Below are 13,687 nucleotides of genomic sequence, written 5' to 3'. Positions count from 1 at the left end.
GGAAAAAGACGGGAAGTGACTTAGAGACGAAATACGGTAAAGCCGCTGTCGCGTGCATCCTGGGCGTTGAATAGGCTCTTGACGTCAACCAGTACGGGCTGCTCGCCCCGACAGAGCGCACGCAGATCGGCCAAGCTCGCGCGGCGGTATTCGTTATGGCCCACAGCCACGACGAGCGCGTCGACCGGATGGTCCACATCGACCTGTCCAAGCCGAAGGCCGTACTCGTGGGCCACCTCTGCTGCATCCGCCCAAGGGTCCACGATCTCGACGGAAGCCCCCCACGCCTCGAACTCCCGCACCATGTCCACGATCTTGCTATTGCGGATGTCGGGGCAGTTTTCCTTGAAAGTGACGCCCAGCACCCCAATGCGGCAACGCGGCACGTCCATACCATTCTTCAACATGAGCTTGATGGTGCTGCGTGCCACATAACGCGCCATGTTGTCGTTGATGCGACGTCCGGCCAAGATCACCTGTGGGTGGTAGCCAACCTGTTCAGCCTTGTGCGTGAGATAGTAGGGATCCACACCGATGCAGTGCCCACCCACGAGACCCGGCCGGAACGGCAGGAAGTTCCATTTGCTTCCAGCCGCCTCAAGCACGTCGAGTGTGTCGATACCCAAACGCTCGAAAATCACGGAAAGTTCGTTGACCAACGCGATGTTCAGATCACGCTGCGTGTTCTCGATCACCTTGGCGGCCTCGGCGACTTTGATGCTGGCAGCTTTGTGTGTCCCCGCGGCGATGATCTCGTTATAGAGGCCATCCACGAGGTCAGCCACTTCAGGGGTGCTTCCGCTGGTGATCTTCTTGATCTTGGTGAGCGTATTGACCTTATCTCCAGGATTTATCCGCTCTGGACTGTATCCACAGAAAAACTCGACGTTGAACTCCTTTCCGCTGAACTTCTCCAGTACGGGAACGCAGACCTCTTCAGTGGCACCCGGATACACCGTCGATTCGAAGATCACTATCGCGCCATCCTTCATGATCTTGCCGATGGTTTCGCTGGCCTTGATCAGTGGAGTCAGATCAGGTCTATTGGCATTGTCGATTGGCGTGGGAACGGTCACGATAAAGACGGAGCAATCGCGCAAATCATCGACGTGTGATGTAAAAGCAAGTTGCGTTGCCGCCTTCAGCTCTTCAGGCGTAGTCTCAAGCGTGTGATCTTGTCCACCTTGCAGTTCGGTAATGCGTTTAGCATTGATATCGAAGCCAATAACTTGGCGTTTTTTGCCGAACTCCACGGCAAGAGGCAGTCCTACATAGCCTAGGCCGATGATCGCAACGGGTTGTTTGGGAGAGAGGATTTGCATACCGAGAACATCAAAGTCAAAAACCTGTCGACGCGCCTTCAATCGAAGACGTCGCCTTAGTGCCTGAACGGTTTTTTGACAGCCCCAGTCACTGCATTCGCCGTTCAGGCAATGAATGAGGCTCTATATGTCAGTTGTTGTGCCGAACGTAGATTTCGCTCGCTGTATTCGCTATCGACGCAGATGGCAGAATCAAGTTGATCACGCGGTTCCATTTGACCAAGGGAACGGGATCGATATAGACCACGTCTTGGGACTGCAACCGGAATTGGCTCGCGATAGCAAGTGCGGCCGGATTCTTGGCGTTGAGATTAAAAATTGCGGGTGCCCCAGTTGCGCCTTGGCGAATGACATAGATCTGGCCGGCGCTTGCCGTGGCATTCAGCGGGCCACCCGCCTCGCCCAAGGCCTCGCTCAAGCTGAGGCGCCCATTGCTACGCATGGGCAGTGCCAGTGGGGCCAAAACCTCTCCCATGAGAAAGACCTTGGAATCCTCCCTGTTCGCGATTCGGACGGTGTCTTCGCTTTTCAGAGGAATGCTGTTACCGTCATAACCGGCCTCTCTCAGCTTGACCAAATCGATGGCAATGGATTGGCCATTCCTAACAAGCGTCACGGCAGATCGATTGCCCGCCGCGGTGATGCCACCAGCTCTATTAATGGCTTCGTTCAGTGTCATCGGCACGTCCGTGAAGATCTGCGAGCCGGGATTGCGAACTTCGCCTTCCACGTAGGCGCGACGACTTCTGAAGGATTGAATTCGCACCGTGACCTGCGGATCGCGAATATGCGGCCTGAGCAGTTTGACCAGCAGATCCGAAGCATCACCTTCGCTCAATCCTGCCACGCGCACTCGGCCGATATAAGGGAATGCAATCTCACCATCAGCATCGACGATGAATCCTGGCGCAACCTGCACACCGGTCGGATCCACAGACTGCGAGATCACGGCCCCGGCATTCGGCAGCAATTCCGGATGGTCATACACGATCACACCCACCACGTCGCCCGACCCAATGGTGTACCGCGCGCCCTTGCCAAACAGCGCCTGCACCTCCGGCGGCACACCCTTCGGCGCAGCCTCCGCCAAGGTACGAACCAGCGCAAGAGAAATAGGCGTGATCTCCCCCTCAGGCGCACCATCCGGCAGATAACGGAAGTCGTTCGGCAACGGACCGGCCGCGTCGTAAGGCTCGACGTTCCCCATGCCCGGTGCAATGGCGCACGCCTGCAACACCACCACGGACGCCAGCAGAGCCCACCTCAGAAAATTCGCTTCTTTTTTCAATTCAACCCCCACGGAAAGTCAATTTTCGCCATCGTCAATTTCGAATTCGGGACAAGCCCTACCTCAACAAAACCCGAACCAAAAGATTGGCTGGCCCAATGGGGTGCACATAGCGTCTTCTCAAAACGATCCTCATCGCACGACTGATTGATTGTTGAACAACCCAGACCCCCAGGCGCATCTACGCCTGGCATCTGACGCGGTGGTCAGCAGCCTCCCTGTTTGGCTGTTGGTCAAGAGACCTGCGGGATTTCCCTCCCCAGGCCAACCCGGCATTGTCGCTGCACGTGACGACTGCTATCCCGGCTTGTAAGTTGCAAAAGATTGTGTCCAACCTTGCTCAGCAGGCCGATCATAGGCGAGTCCCCCCTGGCTTCTCTCGTTCAACACTCCCTGCCCAGCAAACCAATCTACTCGAAGAAGAAGACTTTTTTATAACCTTTGTAGCATTGCCAAAGTGTTAGCGATCCCTGTGTTAGCACCGTTTTCCGTAGGGCACGTTGCTGAACACCCACGAAAAAGCTGCGAAAGAAGCCCTCCGCGCGAATGTAAAGTTGCGAAAAAGTTCGTGCATCCCCCGCTTGAGGGAGCACAGGTCGTGAGGGCTCGCTCCGACTGGACAAAATTAGAAACAACCAGAAACAAATTGGACCCGACCCGCTTCGGATCACGGCCAATCCATCGCGCCGGCAGCGATCCAGATTCGGCTCAGCTTTGTGAAGGACTTCATGGGACTCAAGCACCACGCCGCGCCGAAGACCCCAGCCTCCCCGTGCATACTGGCGCCTCTCTCAACCCCAGTGCTCCAGCACCCTCCCAACCATGACCATCCTCAGCGAATTCAAGGAGTTTGCCGTCAAGGGCAACGTCGTCGACCTGGCGGTCGGCGTGATCATCGGCGCGGCCTTCGGCAAGATCGTCGACTCGCTGGTGGCCGACATCATCATGCCGGTCATCGGCCTGGTGTTCGGCAAGCTGGACTTCTCGAACCTCTATGTGGTCCTGGGCACGGTGCCGGCAGGTGTCGCCAACACGCTGGCGGAGCTGAAGAAGGCCGGCGTGCCGGTGCTGGCGTACGGCAACTTCATCACCATCGTGGTCAACTTCGTGATCCTCGCCTTCATCATCTTCATGATGGTCAAGCAGATCAATCGCCTGCGCCGCACGGAAGAAGCCGCGCCGGCCGCCCCCGCCGCGCCGCCCGAGGACATCGTGCTGCTGCGCGAGATCCGCGACAGCCTCAAGCGCTCCTGATGCGCAGCGCGGCCCGTTGCGGGCCGCGCATCACTCCTCAGATACCGGCCAGCGCGCGCGCCATGCGCAGCGCCTCGATCAGGCTCGATGCATCCGCGCGACCGGTGCCCGCGATATCGAACGCCGTCCCGTGATCGGGACTGGTCCGCACCAGCGGCAGCCCTAGCGTCACGTTCACGCCCTTCTCCACCCCCAGGTACTTCACCGGGATCAGTCCCTGGTCGTGGTACATCGCCACCACCACGTCGAACTCGCCGCTGTCGGCCACGCCCGGCTGCTTCGCGCGCGCGCGCATGAACACGGTGTCGGGCGCATGCGGGCCATCGGCGGCGATGCCTTCGGCGCGCGCCGCGGCGATGGCGGGCACGATGATCTCCTGCTCCTCCGAGCCGAAGAGTCCGCCCTCCCCGGCATGCGGATTGAGCCCCGCGACACCGATGCGCGGCGCGCGGCCCAGGGTGCGCGAGAGTGCGTGATGGGTGATGCGCAAGGTCTCGAGCACGCCGTCGAAGGTGACGGCCTCGATCGCCTGGCGCAGCGACATGTGGATGCTGACGAGCACTGTGCGCAACTCGTCGTTGGCCAGCATCATGCGCACGGGCACCTCGGCCACGTCGCGGCCCAGATGCGCAGCGGCTTCGGCCTGCAGCAGTTCGGTGTGGCCCGGAAAAGGGAATCCCGCGGCGGACAGCGCCTCCTTGTGCAAGGGCGCGGTGACGATGGCGGCGATCTCGCCCCGCAGCGCGGCCCGCACCGCCCAGACCACCGCGTCGCCCGCCGCGCGCCCCGCCTCGGCGCTGATGCGGCCATGCACCACCCCCACGGGCGGCGCGATCGTCTGCAGCACGGGCACGCAACCCGGCGGGATCTCCAGCGCCTCGGCTGGCGAAGCAATCTCGACCACGGGCCACGTCGGCTGTCCAGGCGCCGACAGGACCTGCAACGCCTCCCGCATCGTCCCCACATCACCCGCCACGAAGGCGCCCCGCGCGGCCTCGGGCGCATCGCGAAACGCCTTGCCGATGATCTCGGGCCCGATGCCCGCGGGATCGCCGAGCGTGATGGCGACGGGCCTTCCGCCCACGGATGCCTCGCCCGTCATGCCGGGTTGTCGATGTCGATGAACTCGTGCTGCAGCCCGAGCTGCGCGGCCACGTGCTCGGCCACAGCGGGCGCGCCGTAGCGCTCGGTGGCGTGATGGCCGCAGGCCAGGAAGGCCACGCCCATCTCGCGCGCGTAGTGCGCCTGCGGTTCCGAGATCTCGCCGGTGATGAAGGCATCGGCGCCGGCCGCGATGGCAGCCTCGAAGTAGCCCTGCGCGCCGCCGGTGCACCAGGCGATGGTCTTGATCGGACGATGGGCGGTGTCGACCAGCGTCACAGGCCGCTTGAGCACCTTCTCGACATGGACGGCAAGCGCCTTCGCATTGGCCAGGGTCTCGCCGTCCTCAAGGCCGCCGAGAAAACCCAGCTCCTGCTCGCCGAAGCGCCCGGCCGATCCGGGATGGGCCAGCAGGCCGAGCTGCAGGCCGAGTTGCGCGTTGTTGCCGAGCTCGGGATGCGCGTCGAGCGGCAGGTGGTAGGCGAAGAGGTTGATGTCGCGGTTCAGCAGCAGCGCCAGCCGCTGCTTCATCCAGCCGGTGACGCGGCCGTCCTGGCCGCGCCAGAAGAGGCCGTGATGGACGAAGATGGCATCGGCCTCGGCGCGGATCGCGGCCTCGATCAGCGCGCGGCTCGCGGTCACGCCCGAGACGATCTTGCGCACGGTGGTGCGGCCCTCGACCTGCAGGCCGTTCGGTCCGTAGTCCTTGAAGCGCTCGGGAGCGAGCAGCAGGTCGAATGCGTGAAGCAGTTCGTGGCGGGTGGTGCTCATCGCGACATTGTCGCGCCCCCGCCCGACGCGACGCCAGCCCGCATGGGGTGGCCACGGGCGGCCAGGGGCCAGAGCGCGAGCACGAAGCCCAGCGCGGCCAGCACCGCCACGTAGTGCGCGGGCGCCATGGGGTCGTGCTGCAGCCAGAGCGTGAGGATTACCGGCGTGAGCCCGCCGAAGACGGCATACGACATGTTGTAGGCGAACGAAAGCCCCGTGAAGCGCACCGGCGCCGGAAAGGCGCGCACGCCGGCGATCGGCACGGTGGCGATGGTGCCCACGAACAGCCCCACCAATCCGTAGTGCCAGAACAGCGTGGCCGGCGTGCCGGGCAGGCCGGTGTAGAAGAGATAGGCGGTCGCGAACAGGCCGCCCCAACCGATCAGCATGACGGCACGCGTGCCGATGCGGTCGCTGGCCCAGCCGACGATCACGCAGCCGATGGTCAGCGTGAGGGTGGCGAGCGCATTGGCCTCGAGCGCCAGCGCGGCCGGGATGTGGTGCACCTTCTGCAGGTAGGTGGGCGTGTAGAGCACCACCACCACGATCGCGGCCGACAGCACCCAGGTCTGCAGCGCGACGAACACGCTGGCGCCGCGGTGCTCGCGCAGCACGGTGCGCAGCGGCAGCTCGCGCGCCACGCTGCGGCGGTCGGCCAGCTCGCGGAACACGGGGGTCTCGTGCAGGAAGCGGCGCAGGTACACCGACACCAGTCCGAACACGCCGCCGAGGATGAAGGGGATGCGCCAGGCGAAGTCGTGCACCTGCTCGGGCGCGTAGTGCCGGTTGATGGCCACGGCCACCAGCGAGCCCAGCAGGATGCCGCCGGTGATGCCCGAGGTCAGCGTGCCGATGCCGAAGCCGTAGCGCTGCGCGGGCACGTGTTCGCCGACGAACACCCAGGCACCGGGCATCTCGCCGCCGATGGCCGCGCCCTGCAGCACGCGCATGGCCAGCAGCAGCAGGGGCGCGGCCACGCCGATGCTGGCGTAGGTGGGCAGCAGGCCGATCACCAGCGTGGGCGCGGCCATCAGGAAGATCGACAGCGTGAACATGCGCTTGCGGCCGAGCAGGTCGCCGAAATGCGCGATCACGATGCCGCCGACCGGGCGGGCCAGGTAGCCGGCCGCGAAGATGCCGAAGGTCTGCAGTTGGCGCAGCCAGTCGGGCATGTCGGCCGGGAAGAAGAGCGCGCCCAGCACGGTGGCGAAGAAGACGTAGATGACGAAGTCGTAGAACTCGAGCGTGCCGCCGAGGGCGGAGAGGGCGAGCGTCTTGTAGTCGCGGGCATCGAGCGCGCGGGCCGGGGCCGGCGCTGCGCCGTCCGGGGTGGTTGCGTGTGAAGTCATGGCGGGCGGAAAGTCGTGGCCGCGCACCGGGGCCGCGGGGCCGGATGGGAAGCGAAAGCGGTGCGCCGACGAAATGCCCGGCCGCGTCCACCGGATGGGCGGGGCGGGGGCGAAGGAGAGCCGGGCCGGTAGGCCCGGGGCCACGATGCTAGGGGTTATCCCTTATTGGCGCCTCGACCTTCAGTGAATCTCGACCGGCCGGCGCGGTCTTCGCCCCCTGCCGTTGAGAGACAATCGTCGACGATGCCGCGCTCCGCGGCCTTTTCCCCCTCAGCGCCTTCGCCTTCGCGCCTTTTCACCAAGTTTTCATGAAACGCACCTGGCTGCTCTTCGCCCAAGCCGTGACCGTCCTGCTGGCGGCCTATTTCGTGGTCGCCACGCTCAAGCCCGAATGGATCAACCGGCGCACGACCTCGCTGGGCGGCGTGGTATCGATCATCGAGGCGCCCGCGAGCTCGACGCCCGGCGTGCCCGCGCCCGGCAGCCTGAGCGCCGCAGCCAAGAAGGCCTCGCCGGCGGTGGTGAGCATCAACACCAGCAAGGCGGCACAGCGCCATCCGCGCAGCAACGACCCCTGGTTCCGTTTCTTCTTCGGCGACCAGGACGACCAGCCCCAGGTGGGCCTGGGCAGCGGCGTGATCGTGAGCACCGACGGCTACATCCTCACCAACAACCACGTGGTCGAGGGCGCCGACGAGATCGAGGTCACGCTCAACGACAGCCGCCATGCGCGCGGCAAGGTGATCGGCACCGATCCCGACACCGACCTGGCCGTGCTCAAGATCGAGCTCGACAAGCTGCCGGTGATCGTGCTGGGCAGCTCCGACGAACTGCAGGTGGGCGACCAGGTGCTGGCCATCGGCAATCCCTTCGGCGTCGGCCAGACCGTGACCAGCGGCATCGTCTCGGCGCTGGGCCGCAACCAGCTCGGCATCAACAACTTCGAGAACTTCATCCAGACCGACGCGGCCATCAACCCCGGCAACTCGGGCGGCGCGCTGATCGACGTCAACGGCAACCTGCTGGGCATCAACACCGCGATCTACTCGCGCTCGGGCGGCAGCATGGGCATCGGCTTCGCCATTCCCGTGTCGATGGCCAAGATCGTGCTCGAGGGCATCGTGAAGGAAGGCCAGGTGCGTCGCGGCTGGATCGGCGTCGAGCCGAACGAGCTGTCGCCCGAACTGGCCGAGACCTTCGGCGTGAAGGCCGACGCGGGCGTGATCATCACCGGCGTGCTGCAGAACGGCCCGGCCGCCAAGGCCGGCATCCGCCCCGGCGACGTGATCACCGCGGTGGGCGACAAGAAGACCGACAGCGTGCAGGCGCTGCTGACCGCCGTGGCCGGCCTCAAGCCCGGCAGCACCGCGCGCTTCGCGCTGCAGCGCGGCAGCGACAAGATGGAACTGGACGTGATGCCGGGCCTGCGGCCGAAGAGCCCGGTGCGGCAGGTGCCGAACCAGCAGGAGTGACGAACGAGACGCGCGGGCCCGGGGTCCGCGGCGCCATGAAAAAAGCGGCCGACAGGCCGCTTTTTCTTTGCCGGATCCGGAAGATCCCAGCCGCTCAGGGCGGCGTGGTCGACGAGGAATCCGCTTCCTCGTCCTCCGGCGCCTTCGAGACGCGCGAGAAGTACTTGGCCCCGATGATCCCCACCTCGTACAGCACGCACATCGGGATCGCCAGCGCGAGCTGCGACACCACGTCCGGCGGCGTCAGCACGGCGGCCACGATGAAGGCCACGACGATGAAGTAGCCGCGGAAGGAGCGCAGCTTCTCGATGGTCACCATCTCGAAACGCACCAGCAGCATCACGACGATCGGCACCTGGAAGGCGACGCCGAAGGCGAGGTACAGCGACAGGATGGCCTCGACGTACGAGGAGATGTCGGGCGTGGCCGCGACCGCGGCCGGCGTGAACTTCTGGATGAAGCCGAACATCTTGTCGAGCACGAACAGCTGCACGAAGGCGATGCCCGCATAGGCCAGCAGGCTGCCGAAGATGATCAGCGGCAGCGCGAAGCGCTTCTCGTGGGTGTAGAGGCCGGGCGCCACGAACATCCAGGCCTGGTACATGAGCCACGGCAGCGCGAGCAGCACGGCGGCCATCATCAGTACCTTGAGCGGCACGAAGAAGGGCGAGAACACGCCCACGGCGATCAGCTTGGCGTCGGGCGGCATGTGGGCACGGATCGGCATCGCGATGATGTCGATCAGCCCCCCCGGGCCGGGCCAGATCGCCAGCAGGATGCCGGCGATCGCCATGCCGTAGACGCAATAGAGCAGCCGGTCGCGCAGCTCCATCAGGTGCGCGACGAAAGGCTGCTCGGTGCCGGCGAGCTCGTCTTCTTTGTTCTTTGAGTCGGAATCAGCCATTGAGGAGATGGAAAGCGTGGGCTGCCGACGGGCGGCGCGCGTGGGAACGCTGGGTGGAGGGGAAAACGCGCCGCGCCGCTGCTAGCTGACCTTGTGCGGCCGGTAGCGCGCGACGCGCGCCGCGCCCGACAGTGCCTTGGTGCGCACGCCGTTGCGGGACTTGTACCACTGCGGCGTGGCGCCCTGCTTGAGGCGCCAGTTCTTGCGCGGATGCTTGTAGACCGGCATCACCGGTTCCGGTTCGGCCAGCGCCGAGAGGGTTTCGCCCGCGGGGGTGGAGAACTGCTTCTCGAGGTCGCTCACGCCCGAGTGGATGTTCTGCTCCACGTCGCGCGCCGCGTCCTCGACGGTGCTCTTCATCTTGCGGAGCTCGTCGAGCTCCATCGAGCGGTTGACCTCTGCCTTGACGTCGTTGACGTAGCGTTGCGCCTTGCCGAGCAGCGTGCCGACGGTGCGCGCCACGCGCGGCAGCTTTTCGGGTCCGATGACGATCAGCGCGACGACGCCGATCAGCGCCATCTTCTCAATGCCGAGGTCCAGCACGTGTCGCCCGGATCAGGACTTGTGGCGTGCTTCGACGTCGATCGTCGGCTTGTCGGTGGCGGCCGACTGGCTCGTGACCTGGGCGGCCGGGTCGGTGGCGGTCGGTGCGTCGGAAGAAGCGCCGTCCTTCATGCCGTCCTTGAAGCCCTTGACGGCACCGCCGAGGTCGGAACCCATGTTCCGAAGCTTCTTGGTACCGAAGATCATGACGACGACGAGCAGCACGATCAGCCAGTGCCAGATGGAAAAAGAACCCATGGAAGACTCCTAAGAATGTGCCGATTTTAGTCGCGGCGAATGTGACAAATTTACTTAACGGCTCAGCCGCGAAGCCAGGGGCGCGGACCGCCCATGACATGGACATGGAGATGATGCACCTCCTGCCCCCCTTCGGTCCCCGTATTGACCACCACCCGGTAGCCGCCTTCCGGGTAGGGGTTGCACCCTTGCTCCAGCGCCAGCCTGGGCGCCAGGGTCATGATCTTGCCCATCAGCGCCGCGTCGTCGGGCGTCAACTGGGCCATCGAGGCGATGTGCTTCTTGGGCACCAGCATGAAATGCACCGGCGCCCAGGGCGCGATGTCGTGGAAGGCGAAAACGTCCTCGTCCTCGTAGACCTTGCGCGACGGGATCTTGCCCTCGACGATTTTGCAGAAGATGCAGTTCGGATCAGATGACATCGTTGGGTTCCATGGGACGGCCGTCGTTCATCCGGATCATGCCTTTCACGATCCGGTAGAGGAACCACAGCGAAATCAGGCTCCAGGCGATCCAGCCCGGGACGAAGAGCAGCAGCCAGAGCCACGAGGTGACGATGTACAGCAGCCCGGCCCAGAGCACCGAGCGGATGCGCCAGCTGAAGTGCGAGGCCTGCCAGGTGCCGGCCGCGTCGTCGCGCTTCACGAAGTCGATCACCAGCGCCACCAGCAGCAGCAGCACCGAGGCCTGGGCACCGGGCACCACGGCGCCGATGGCGACGATCAGGTGCAGGATGTAGCTGACCCAGCCCCAGGTCTTGAGCGAGTCGTCGGGCTGAACGTTCACGATGTCGTTGGGCATGGCGATGTCCTTTCGGTCGTCAGAGTCATCCCTCGGCGCTCAGGCGGTCACTCGCTGGCGGCTTCGCGGGCCTGCACCTTGCGCAGCGCCTTTTCCTCGATGCCGCTGGTGCCTTCGCGCCGCTCGAGCTCGGCCACCACCTCGGCGGGCGACAGGCCGTAGTGCGCGAGCGCCACCATGGTGTGGAACCAGAGGTCGGCCACTTCGTAGACCACCTTCGTGCGGTCGCCGCCGTGGTCGGCGTCCTTGGCCGCCATCACCACTTCCGTGGCTTCCTCGCCGATCTTCTTGAGGAAGGCGTCGGGGCCCTTGTGCAGCAGCCGCGCGACGTAGCTCTTCTCGGGATCGCCGCCATTGGCGGGCAGGCGGCTTTCGATGACCGCGGCCAGGCGTGCGAGGGCGTCGTTGGTGTTCACGGTGCCGCTCATTTGTAGATCGATTCCGGGTCTTTCAAGACCGGCTCGGTCACGGTCCACTGGCCGTTCTCGTACTTGTTGAAGAAGCAGCTGTGGCGGCCGGTGTGGCAGGCGATGCCGGGCTCGTGGCCCAGCTGGGTGACCTTGAGCAGCACCACGTCGTTGTCGCAGTCGAGGCGGATCTCGTGCACGGTCTGCACGTGGCCCGATTCCTCGCCCTTGAACCAGAGCTTGCCGCGCGAGCGGCTGAAATACACCGCGCGGCCGAGTTCGGCGGTCTTCTCGAGCGCCTCCCGGTTCATCCACGCGAACATCAGCACGTCGTTGGTGCCTTGTTCCTGGGCGATCACCGGCACGAGGCCGTTGGCGTCCCATTTCACTTCATCGAGCCAGATCATGGGCAGGATTGTCGGCGATCGGCCGGCGAAACCCGGCGCCGAAGGGTCATTCGATCCGCACGGGGATGCCGCGCTCGGCCATCCGCGCCTTGGCCTCGCCCACCGTGTGCTGCCCGTAGTGGAAGATGCTCGCGGCCAGCACGGCGTCGGCCCCGCCCTTCTGGATGCCGTCGGCCAGGTCGTCGAGGTTGCCCACGCCGCCCGAGGCGATCACCGGCACGCTGACGGCGTCGCTGACCGCGCGGGTCAGTGCCAGGTCGAAACCGCTCTTGGTGCCGTCGCGGTCCATGCTGGTCAGCAGGATCTCGCCGGCGCCGCGGCGCGCCATCTCGGTGGCCCATTCGACGGCGTCGAGGCCGGTGTTCTTGCGCCCGCCATGGCTGTAGACGTCCCAGCCCGGGCCGCGGCTGGCCGCTTCCTCGGGCGTGCGGCGCTTGGCGTCGATGGCGACCACGATGCACTGGGCGCCGTACTTGGCCGAGGCGTCGCTGATCACCTGCGGATTGGCGATGGCGGCCGAATTGAAGCTGGTCTTGTCGGCACCGGCATTGAGCAGCCGGCGCACGTCCTCGACGGTGCGCACGCCGCCGCCCACGGTCAGCGGAATGAAGACCTGCGAGGCGACCGACTCGATGATCGGCAGGATCAGGTCGCGGCCGTCGCTGGTGGCGGTGATGTCGAGGAAGGTCAGCTCGTCGGCGCCCTGCGCGTTGTAGCGCGCGGCGATCTCGACCGGGTCGCCCGCGTCGCGCAGTTCGAGGAAGTTGACGCCCTTGACGACACGGCCGCCGGTGACGTCGAGGCAGGGAATGATGCGTTTCGCGAGCATGGTGGGGTAACGGGGAAAAGAAGGAATCAGAGGACGCGCAGTTGCTGCCAGCCCTGCCATTCGGCGCCGGGCGCCAGTTGCACCGGCTCGTCGATGCGCGCGGCCTCGACGCAGAGCATGTGGCGAAAGCCGTCCTCGGGCATGTCGGCGAGTTTCGCACCGAGCGCGGCACCCGGGTTCCAGACCACGGTTTCGGTGCAGGTGGCGCCCTGGGCGATCTCGAGCGTGCCGCCGGGCTGCACCAGCCGCAGCGGCTGGGCCGGCGCGGCATAGACGCTGTCGAACTCGGATTCGAAGCGCAGGGCCGGCGCGGTTTCCACATGGCGGTCGTCGCGCACCGCATCCCAGCGGTTGGCGCCCTGCAGGCCTTCGAGCCGGGCCTCGGCGATGTCGTCCACCGCCAGGTAGGTGTGCAGTGCCGCCGTGAATGCGAAGGGCCCGCCGCCGAGATTGCGCAGGCTCAGCGCGGTGCGCAGTTGCCCGGCTTCGAGCGTGAACGCGACCCGCGCCTCGAAGGCATGCGGCCACAGGGCCCGGGTGGCATCGTCGTCGCGCAGCCGCAGGGTCAGCGCGCCCGATTCGGCATCCACGCCCTGGTTCTCCCAAGGCACATTGCGCATGAAGCCATGTTTGGGGAGCATGCCGCGCTGGTTGAACTGCGGGCAGCAGATGGGCACGCCGCCGCGGATCGCGGTCTTGCCGTCGAACACGGCGCGCGGGCTCAGGTAGAGCCTTTCCCTGCCGTCGGCCGTGGTCCAGGAGAGCAGATGGGCCCCGTGCAGGGCCACGGTGAGGGTGCTGCCGTCGGCACCGGTGGCGCGCAGCGCGGGCTGGCCGCGGAACTCGATCGAGCTGGTGTGCATGTGAGGAATTGTAGGCAGCGCTCCGATCGCTCCGGCTTCGCGCAACATCGGCGCCTCGCGCGGCGCGGCCATGGGGCCTAAAGACTGCATGGTCAGGCCCCGATTGCAAGCCCGGGGC

General features: G+C 65.4%; 16 protein-coding genes. 2 read left to right on the top strand and 14 right to left on the bottom strand.

Annotation, left to right across the window (positions count from 1 at the left end; translation table 11 throughout):
* Positions 1-20: 20 nt before the first annotated feature.
* Positions 21-1,322 carry a nucleotide sugar dehydrogenase gene (locus AC1HIL_RS10965; RefSeq protein WP_479672485.1) on the bottom strand — a complete coding sequence of 434 codons (1,302 nt, stop codon included), beginning with the start codon at positions 1,320-1,322 and terminating at the stop codon, positions 21-23.
* A gap of 130 nt (positions 1,323-1,452) precedes the next feature.
* Complete coding sequence (locus tag AC1HIL_RS10960) at positions 1,453-2,622, bottom strand: polysaccharide biosynthesis/export family protein (RefSeq protein WP_479671780.1); 1,170 nt, start codon at positions 2,620-2,622, stop codon at positions 1,453-1,455.
* An 810-nt stretch (positions 2,623-3,432) separates the two neighbouring features.
* On the opposite strand from AC1HIL_RS10960, the gene mscL reads away from it, so the two are divergent.
* A complete protein-coding gene (mscL, locus tag AC1HIL_RS10955; protein WP_057595247.1) occupies positions 3,433-3,864 on the top strand; it encodes a large conductance mechanosensitive channel protein MscL in 432 nt (143 codons plus the stop codon).
* A 37-nt stretch (positions 3,865-3,901) separates the two neighbouring features.
* On the opposite strand, the gene pdxA is transcribed toward mscL, so the two are convergent.
* From pdxA to AC1HIL_RS10940, 3 genes are read right to left on the bottom strand one after another with little or no spacing between them, the layout of a single operon-like run.
* A complete protein-coding gene (pdxA, locus tag AC1HIL_RS10950; RefSeq protein WP_479671779.1) occupies positions 3,902-4,966 on the bottom strand; it encodes a 4-hydroxythreonine-4-phosphate dehydrogenase PdxA in 1,065 nt (354 codons plus the stop codon).
* The gene (locus AC1HIL_RS10945; protein WP_203204648.1) at positions 4,963-5,736 is read right to left on the bottom strand and encodes a Nif3-like dinuclear metal center hexameric protein; all 774 of its coding nucleotides are present in this window, start codon (positions 5,734-5,736) and stop codon (positions 4,963-4,965) included. The genes pdxA and AC1HIL_RS10945 overlap by 4 nt, the downstream gene beginning before the upstream one ends.
* Positions 5,733-7,085 carry an MFS transporter gene (locus AC1HIL_RS10940; RefSeq protein WP_261209872.1) on the bottom strand — a complete coding sequence of 451 codons (1,353 nt, stop codon included), beginning with the start codon at positions 7,083-7,085 and terminating at the stop codon, positions 5,733-5,735. Before AC1HIL_RS10940 ends, AC1HIL_RS10945 begins: the two co-directional genes overlap by 4 nt.
* A 308-nt stretch (positions 7,086-7,393) precedes the next feature.
* Between AC1HIL_RS10940 and AC1HIL_RS10935 the strand changes: the two genes are divergently transcribed.
* Complete coding sequence (locus AC1HIL_RS10935) at positions 7,394-8,557, top strand: S1C family serine protease (RefSeq protein ID WP_057595250.1); 1,164 nt, start codon at positions 7,394-7,396, stop codon at positions 8,555-8,557.
* 94 nt (positions 8,558-8,651) lie between these two features.
* Here AC1HIL_RS10935 and tatC read toward each other — a convergent pair whose 3' ends face one another.
* The 9 genes from tatC to AC1HIL_RS10890 form a co-directional block, all read right to left on the bottom strand.
* The gene (gene tatC / locus AC1HIL_RS10930; RefSeq protein WP_057595251.1) at positions 8,652-9,461 is read right to left on the bottom strand and encodes a twin-arginine translocase subunit TatC; all 810 of its coding nucleotides are present in this window, start codon (positions 9,459-9,461) and stop codon (positions 8,652-8,654) included.
* Between the two features lie 81 nt (positions 9,462-9,542).
* Entirely contained in the window at positions 9,543-10,004 is a 462-nt protein-coding gene (gene tatB, locus AC1HIL_RS10925) for a Sec-independent protein translocase protein TatB (RefSeq protein ID WP_057595252.1), read from the bottom strand.
* A gap of 12 nt (positions 10,005-10,016) precedes the next feature.
* The gene (gene tatA, locus AC1HIL_RS10920; protein ID WP_479671778.1) at positions 10,017-10,262 is read right to left on the bottom strand and encodes a Sec-independent protein translocase subunit TatA; all 246 of its coding nucleotides are present in this window, start codon (positions 10,260-10,262) and stop codon (positions 10,017-10,019) included.
* 62 nt (positions 10,263-10,324) lie between these two features.
* Positions 10,325-10,684, bottom strand: coding sequence for a histidine triad nucleotide-binding protein (locus tag AC1HIL_RS10915; RefSeq protein WP_057595254.1), 360 nt, complete (start codon positions 10,682-10,684; stop codon positions 10,325-10,327).
* Entirely contained in the window at positions 10,674-11,063 is a 390-nt protein-coding gene (locus AC1HIL_RS10910) for a DUF4870 family protein (RefSeq protein WP_057595255.1), read from the bottom strand. The genes AC1HIL_RS10915 and AC1HIL_RS10910 overlap by 11 nt, the downstream gene beginning before the upstream one ends.
* Positions 11,064-11,110: 47 nt before the next feature.
* The gene (locus tag AC1HIL_RS10905) at positions 11,111-11,491 is read right to left on the bottom strand and encodes a phosphoribosyl-ATP diphosphatase (RefSeq protein ID WP_057595256.1); all 381 of its coding nucleotides are present in this window, start codon (positions 11,489-11,491) and stop codon (positions 11,111-11,113) included.
* Positions 11,488-11,877 carry a phosphoribosyl-AMP cyclohydrolase gene (gene hisI / locus AC1HIL_RS10900; protein ID WP_057595257.1) on the bottom strand — a complete coding sequence of 130 codons (390 nt, stop codon included), beginning with the start codon at positions 11,875-11,877 and terminating at the stop codon, positions 11,488-11,490. Before hisI ends, AC1HIL_RS10905 begins: the two co-directional genes overlap by 4 nt.
* A 46-nt stretch (positions 11,878-11,923) precedes the next feature.
* Complete coding sequence (hisF, locus tag AC1HIL_RS10895) at positions 11,924-12,706, bottom strand: imidazole glycerol phosphate synthase subunit HisF (protein WP_479671777.1); 783 nt, start codon at positions 12,704-12,706, stop codon at positions 11,924-11,926.
* Between the two features lie 26 nt (positions 12,707-12,732).
* Complete coding sequence (locus tag AC1HIL_RS10890) at positions 12,733-13,569, bottom strand: D-hexose-6-phosphate mutarotase (RefSeq protein ID WP_479671776.1); 837 nt, start codon at positions 13,567-13,569, stop codon at positions 12,733-12,735.
* Positions 13,570-13,687 lie beyond the last annotated feature (118 nt).

The organism is Variovorax sp. ISS6 (assembly GCF_056523145.1).
Note: the sequence above shows the minus strand (reverse complement) of the source record. Positions and strands in the feature narration are given on the sequence as shown.

Bases quoted from the DNA above. Each gene is read 5' to 3' on its own strand.
- hisF (WP_479671777.1), bottom strand. From the start codon at position 12,706: ATGCTCGCGAAACGCATCATTCCCTGCCTCGACGTCACCGGCGGCCGT.
- AC1HIL_RS10940 (WP_261209872.1), bottom strand. From the start codon at position 7,085: ATGACTTCACACGCAACCACCCCGGACGGCGCAGCGCCGGCCCCGGCC.
- AC1HIL_RS10935 (WP_057595250.1), top strand. From the start codon at position 7,394: ATGAAACGCACCTGGCTGCTCTTCGCCCAAGCCGTGACCGTCCTGCTG.
- AC1HIL_RS10945 (WP_203204648.1), bottom strand. From the start codon at position 5,736: ATGAGCACCACCCGCCACGAACTGCTTCACGCATTCGACCTGCTGCTC.
- AC1HIL_RS10915 (WP_057595254.1), bottom strand. From the start codon at position 10,684: ATGTCATCTGATCCGAACTGCATCTTCTGCAAAATCGTCGAGGGCAAG.
- hisI (WP_057595257.1), bottom strand. From the start codon at position 11,877: ATGATCTGGCTCGATGAAGTGAAATGGGACGCCAACGGCCTCGTGCCG.
- AC1HIL_RS10905 (WP_057595256.1), bottom strand. From the start codon at position 11,491: ATGAGCGGCACCGTGAACACCAACGACGCCCTCGCACGCCTGGCCGCG.
- tatA (WP_479671778.1), bottom strand. From the start codon at position 10,262: ATGGGTTCTTTTTCCATCTGGCACTGGCTGATCGTGCTGCTCGTCGTC.
- AC1HIL_RS10890 (WP_479671776.1), bottom strand. From the start codon at position 13,569: ATGCACACCAGCTCGATCGAGTTCCGCGGCCAGCCCGCGCTGCGCGCC.
- pdxA (WP_479671779.1), bottom strand. From the start codon at position 4,966: ATGACGGGCGAGGCATCCGTGGGCGGAAGGCCCGTCGCCATCACGCTC.
- tatC (WP_057595251.1), bottom strand. From the start codon at position 9,461: ATGGCTGATTCCGACTCAAAGAACAAAGAAGACGAGCTCGCCGGCACC.
- mscL (WP_057595247.1), top strand. From the start codon at position 3,433: ATGACCATCCTCAGCGAATTCAAGGAGTTTGCCGTCAAGGGCAACGTC.
- AC1HIL_RS10910 (WP_057595255.1), bottom strand. From the start codon at position 11,063: ATGCCCAACGACATCGTGAACGTTCAGCCCGACGACTCGCTCAAGACC.
- AC1HIL_RS10965 (WP_479672485.1), bottom strand. From the start codon at position 1,322: ATGCAAATCCTCTCTCCCAAACAACCCGTTGCGATCATCGGCCTAGGC.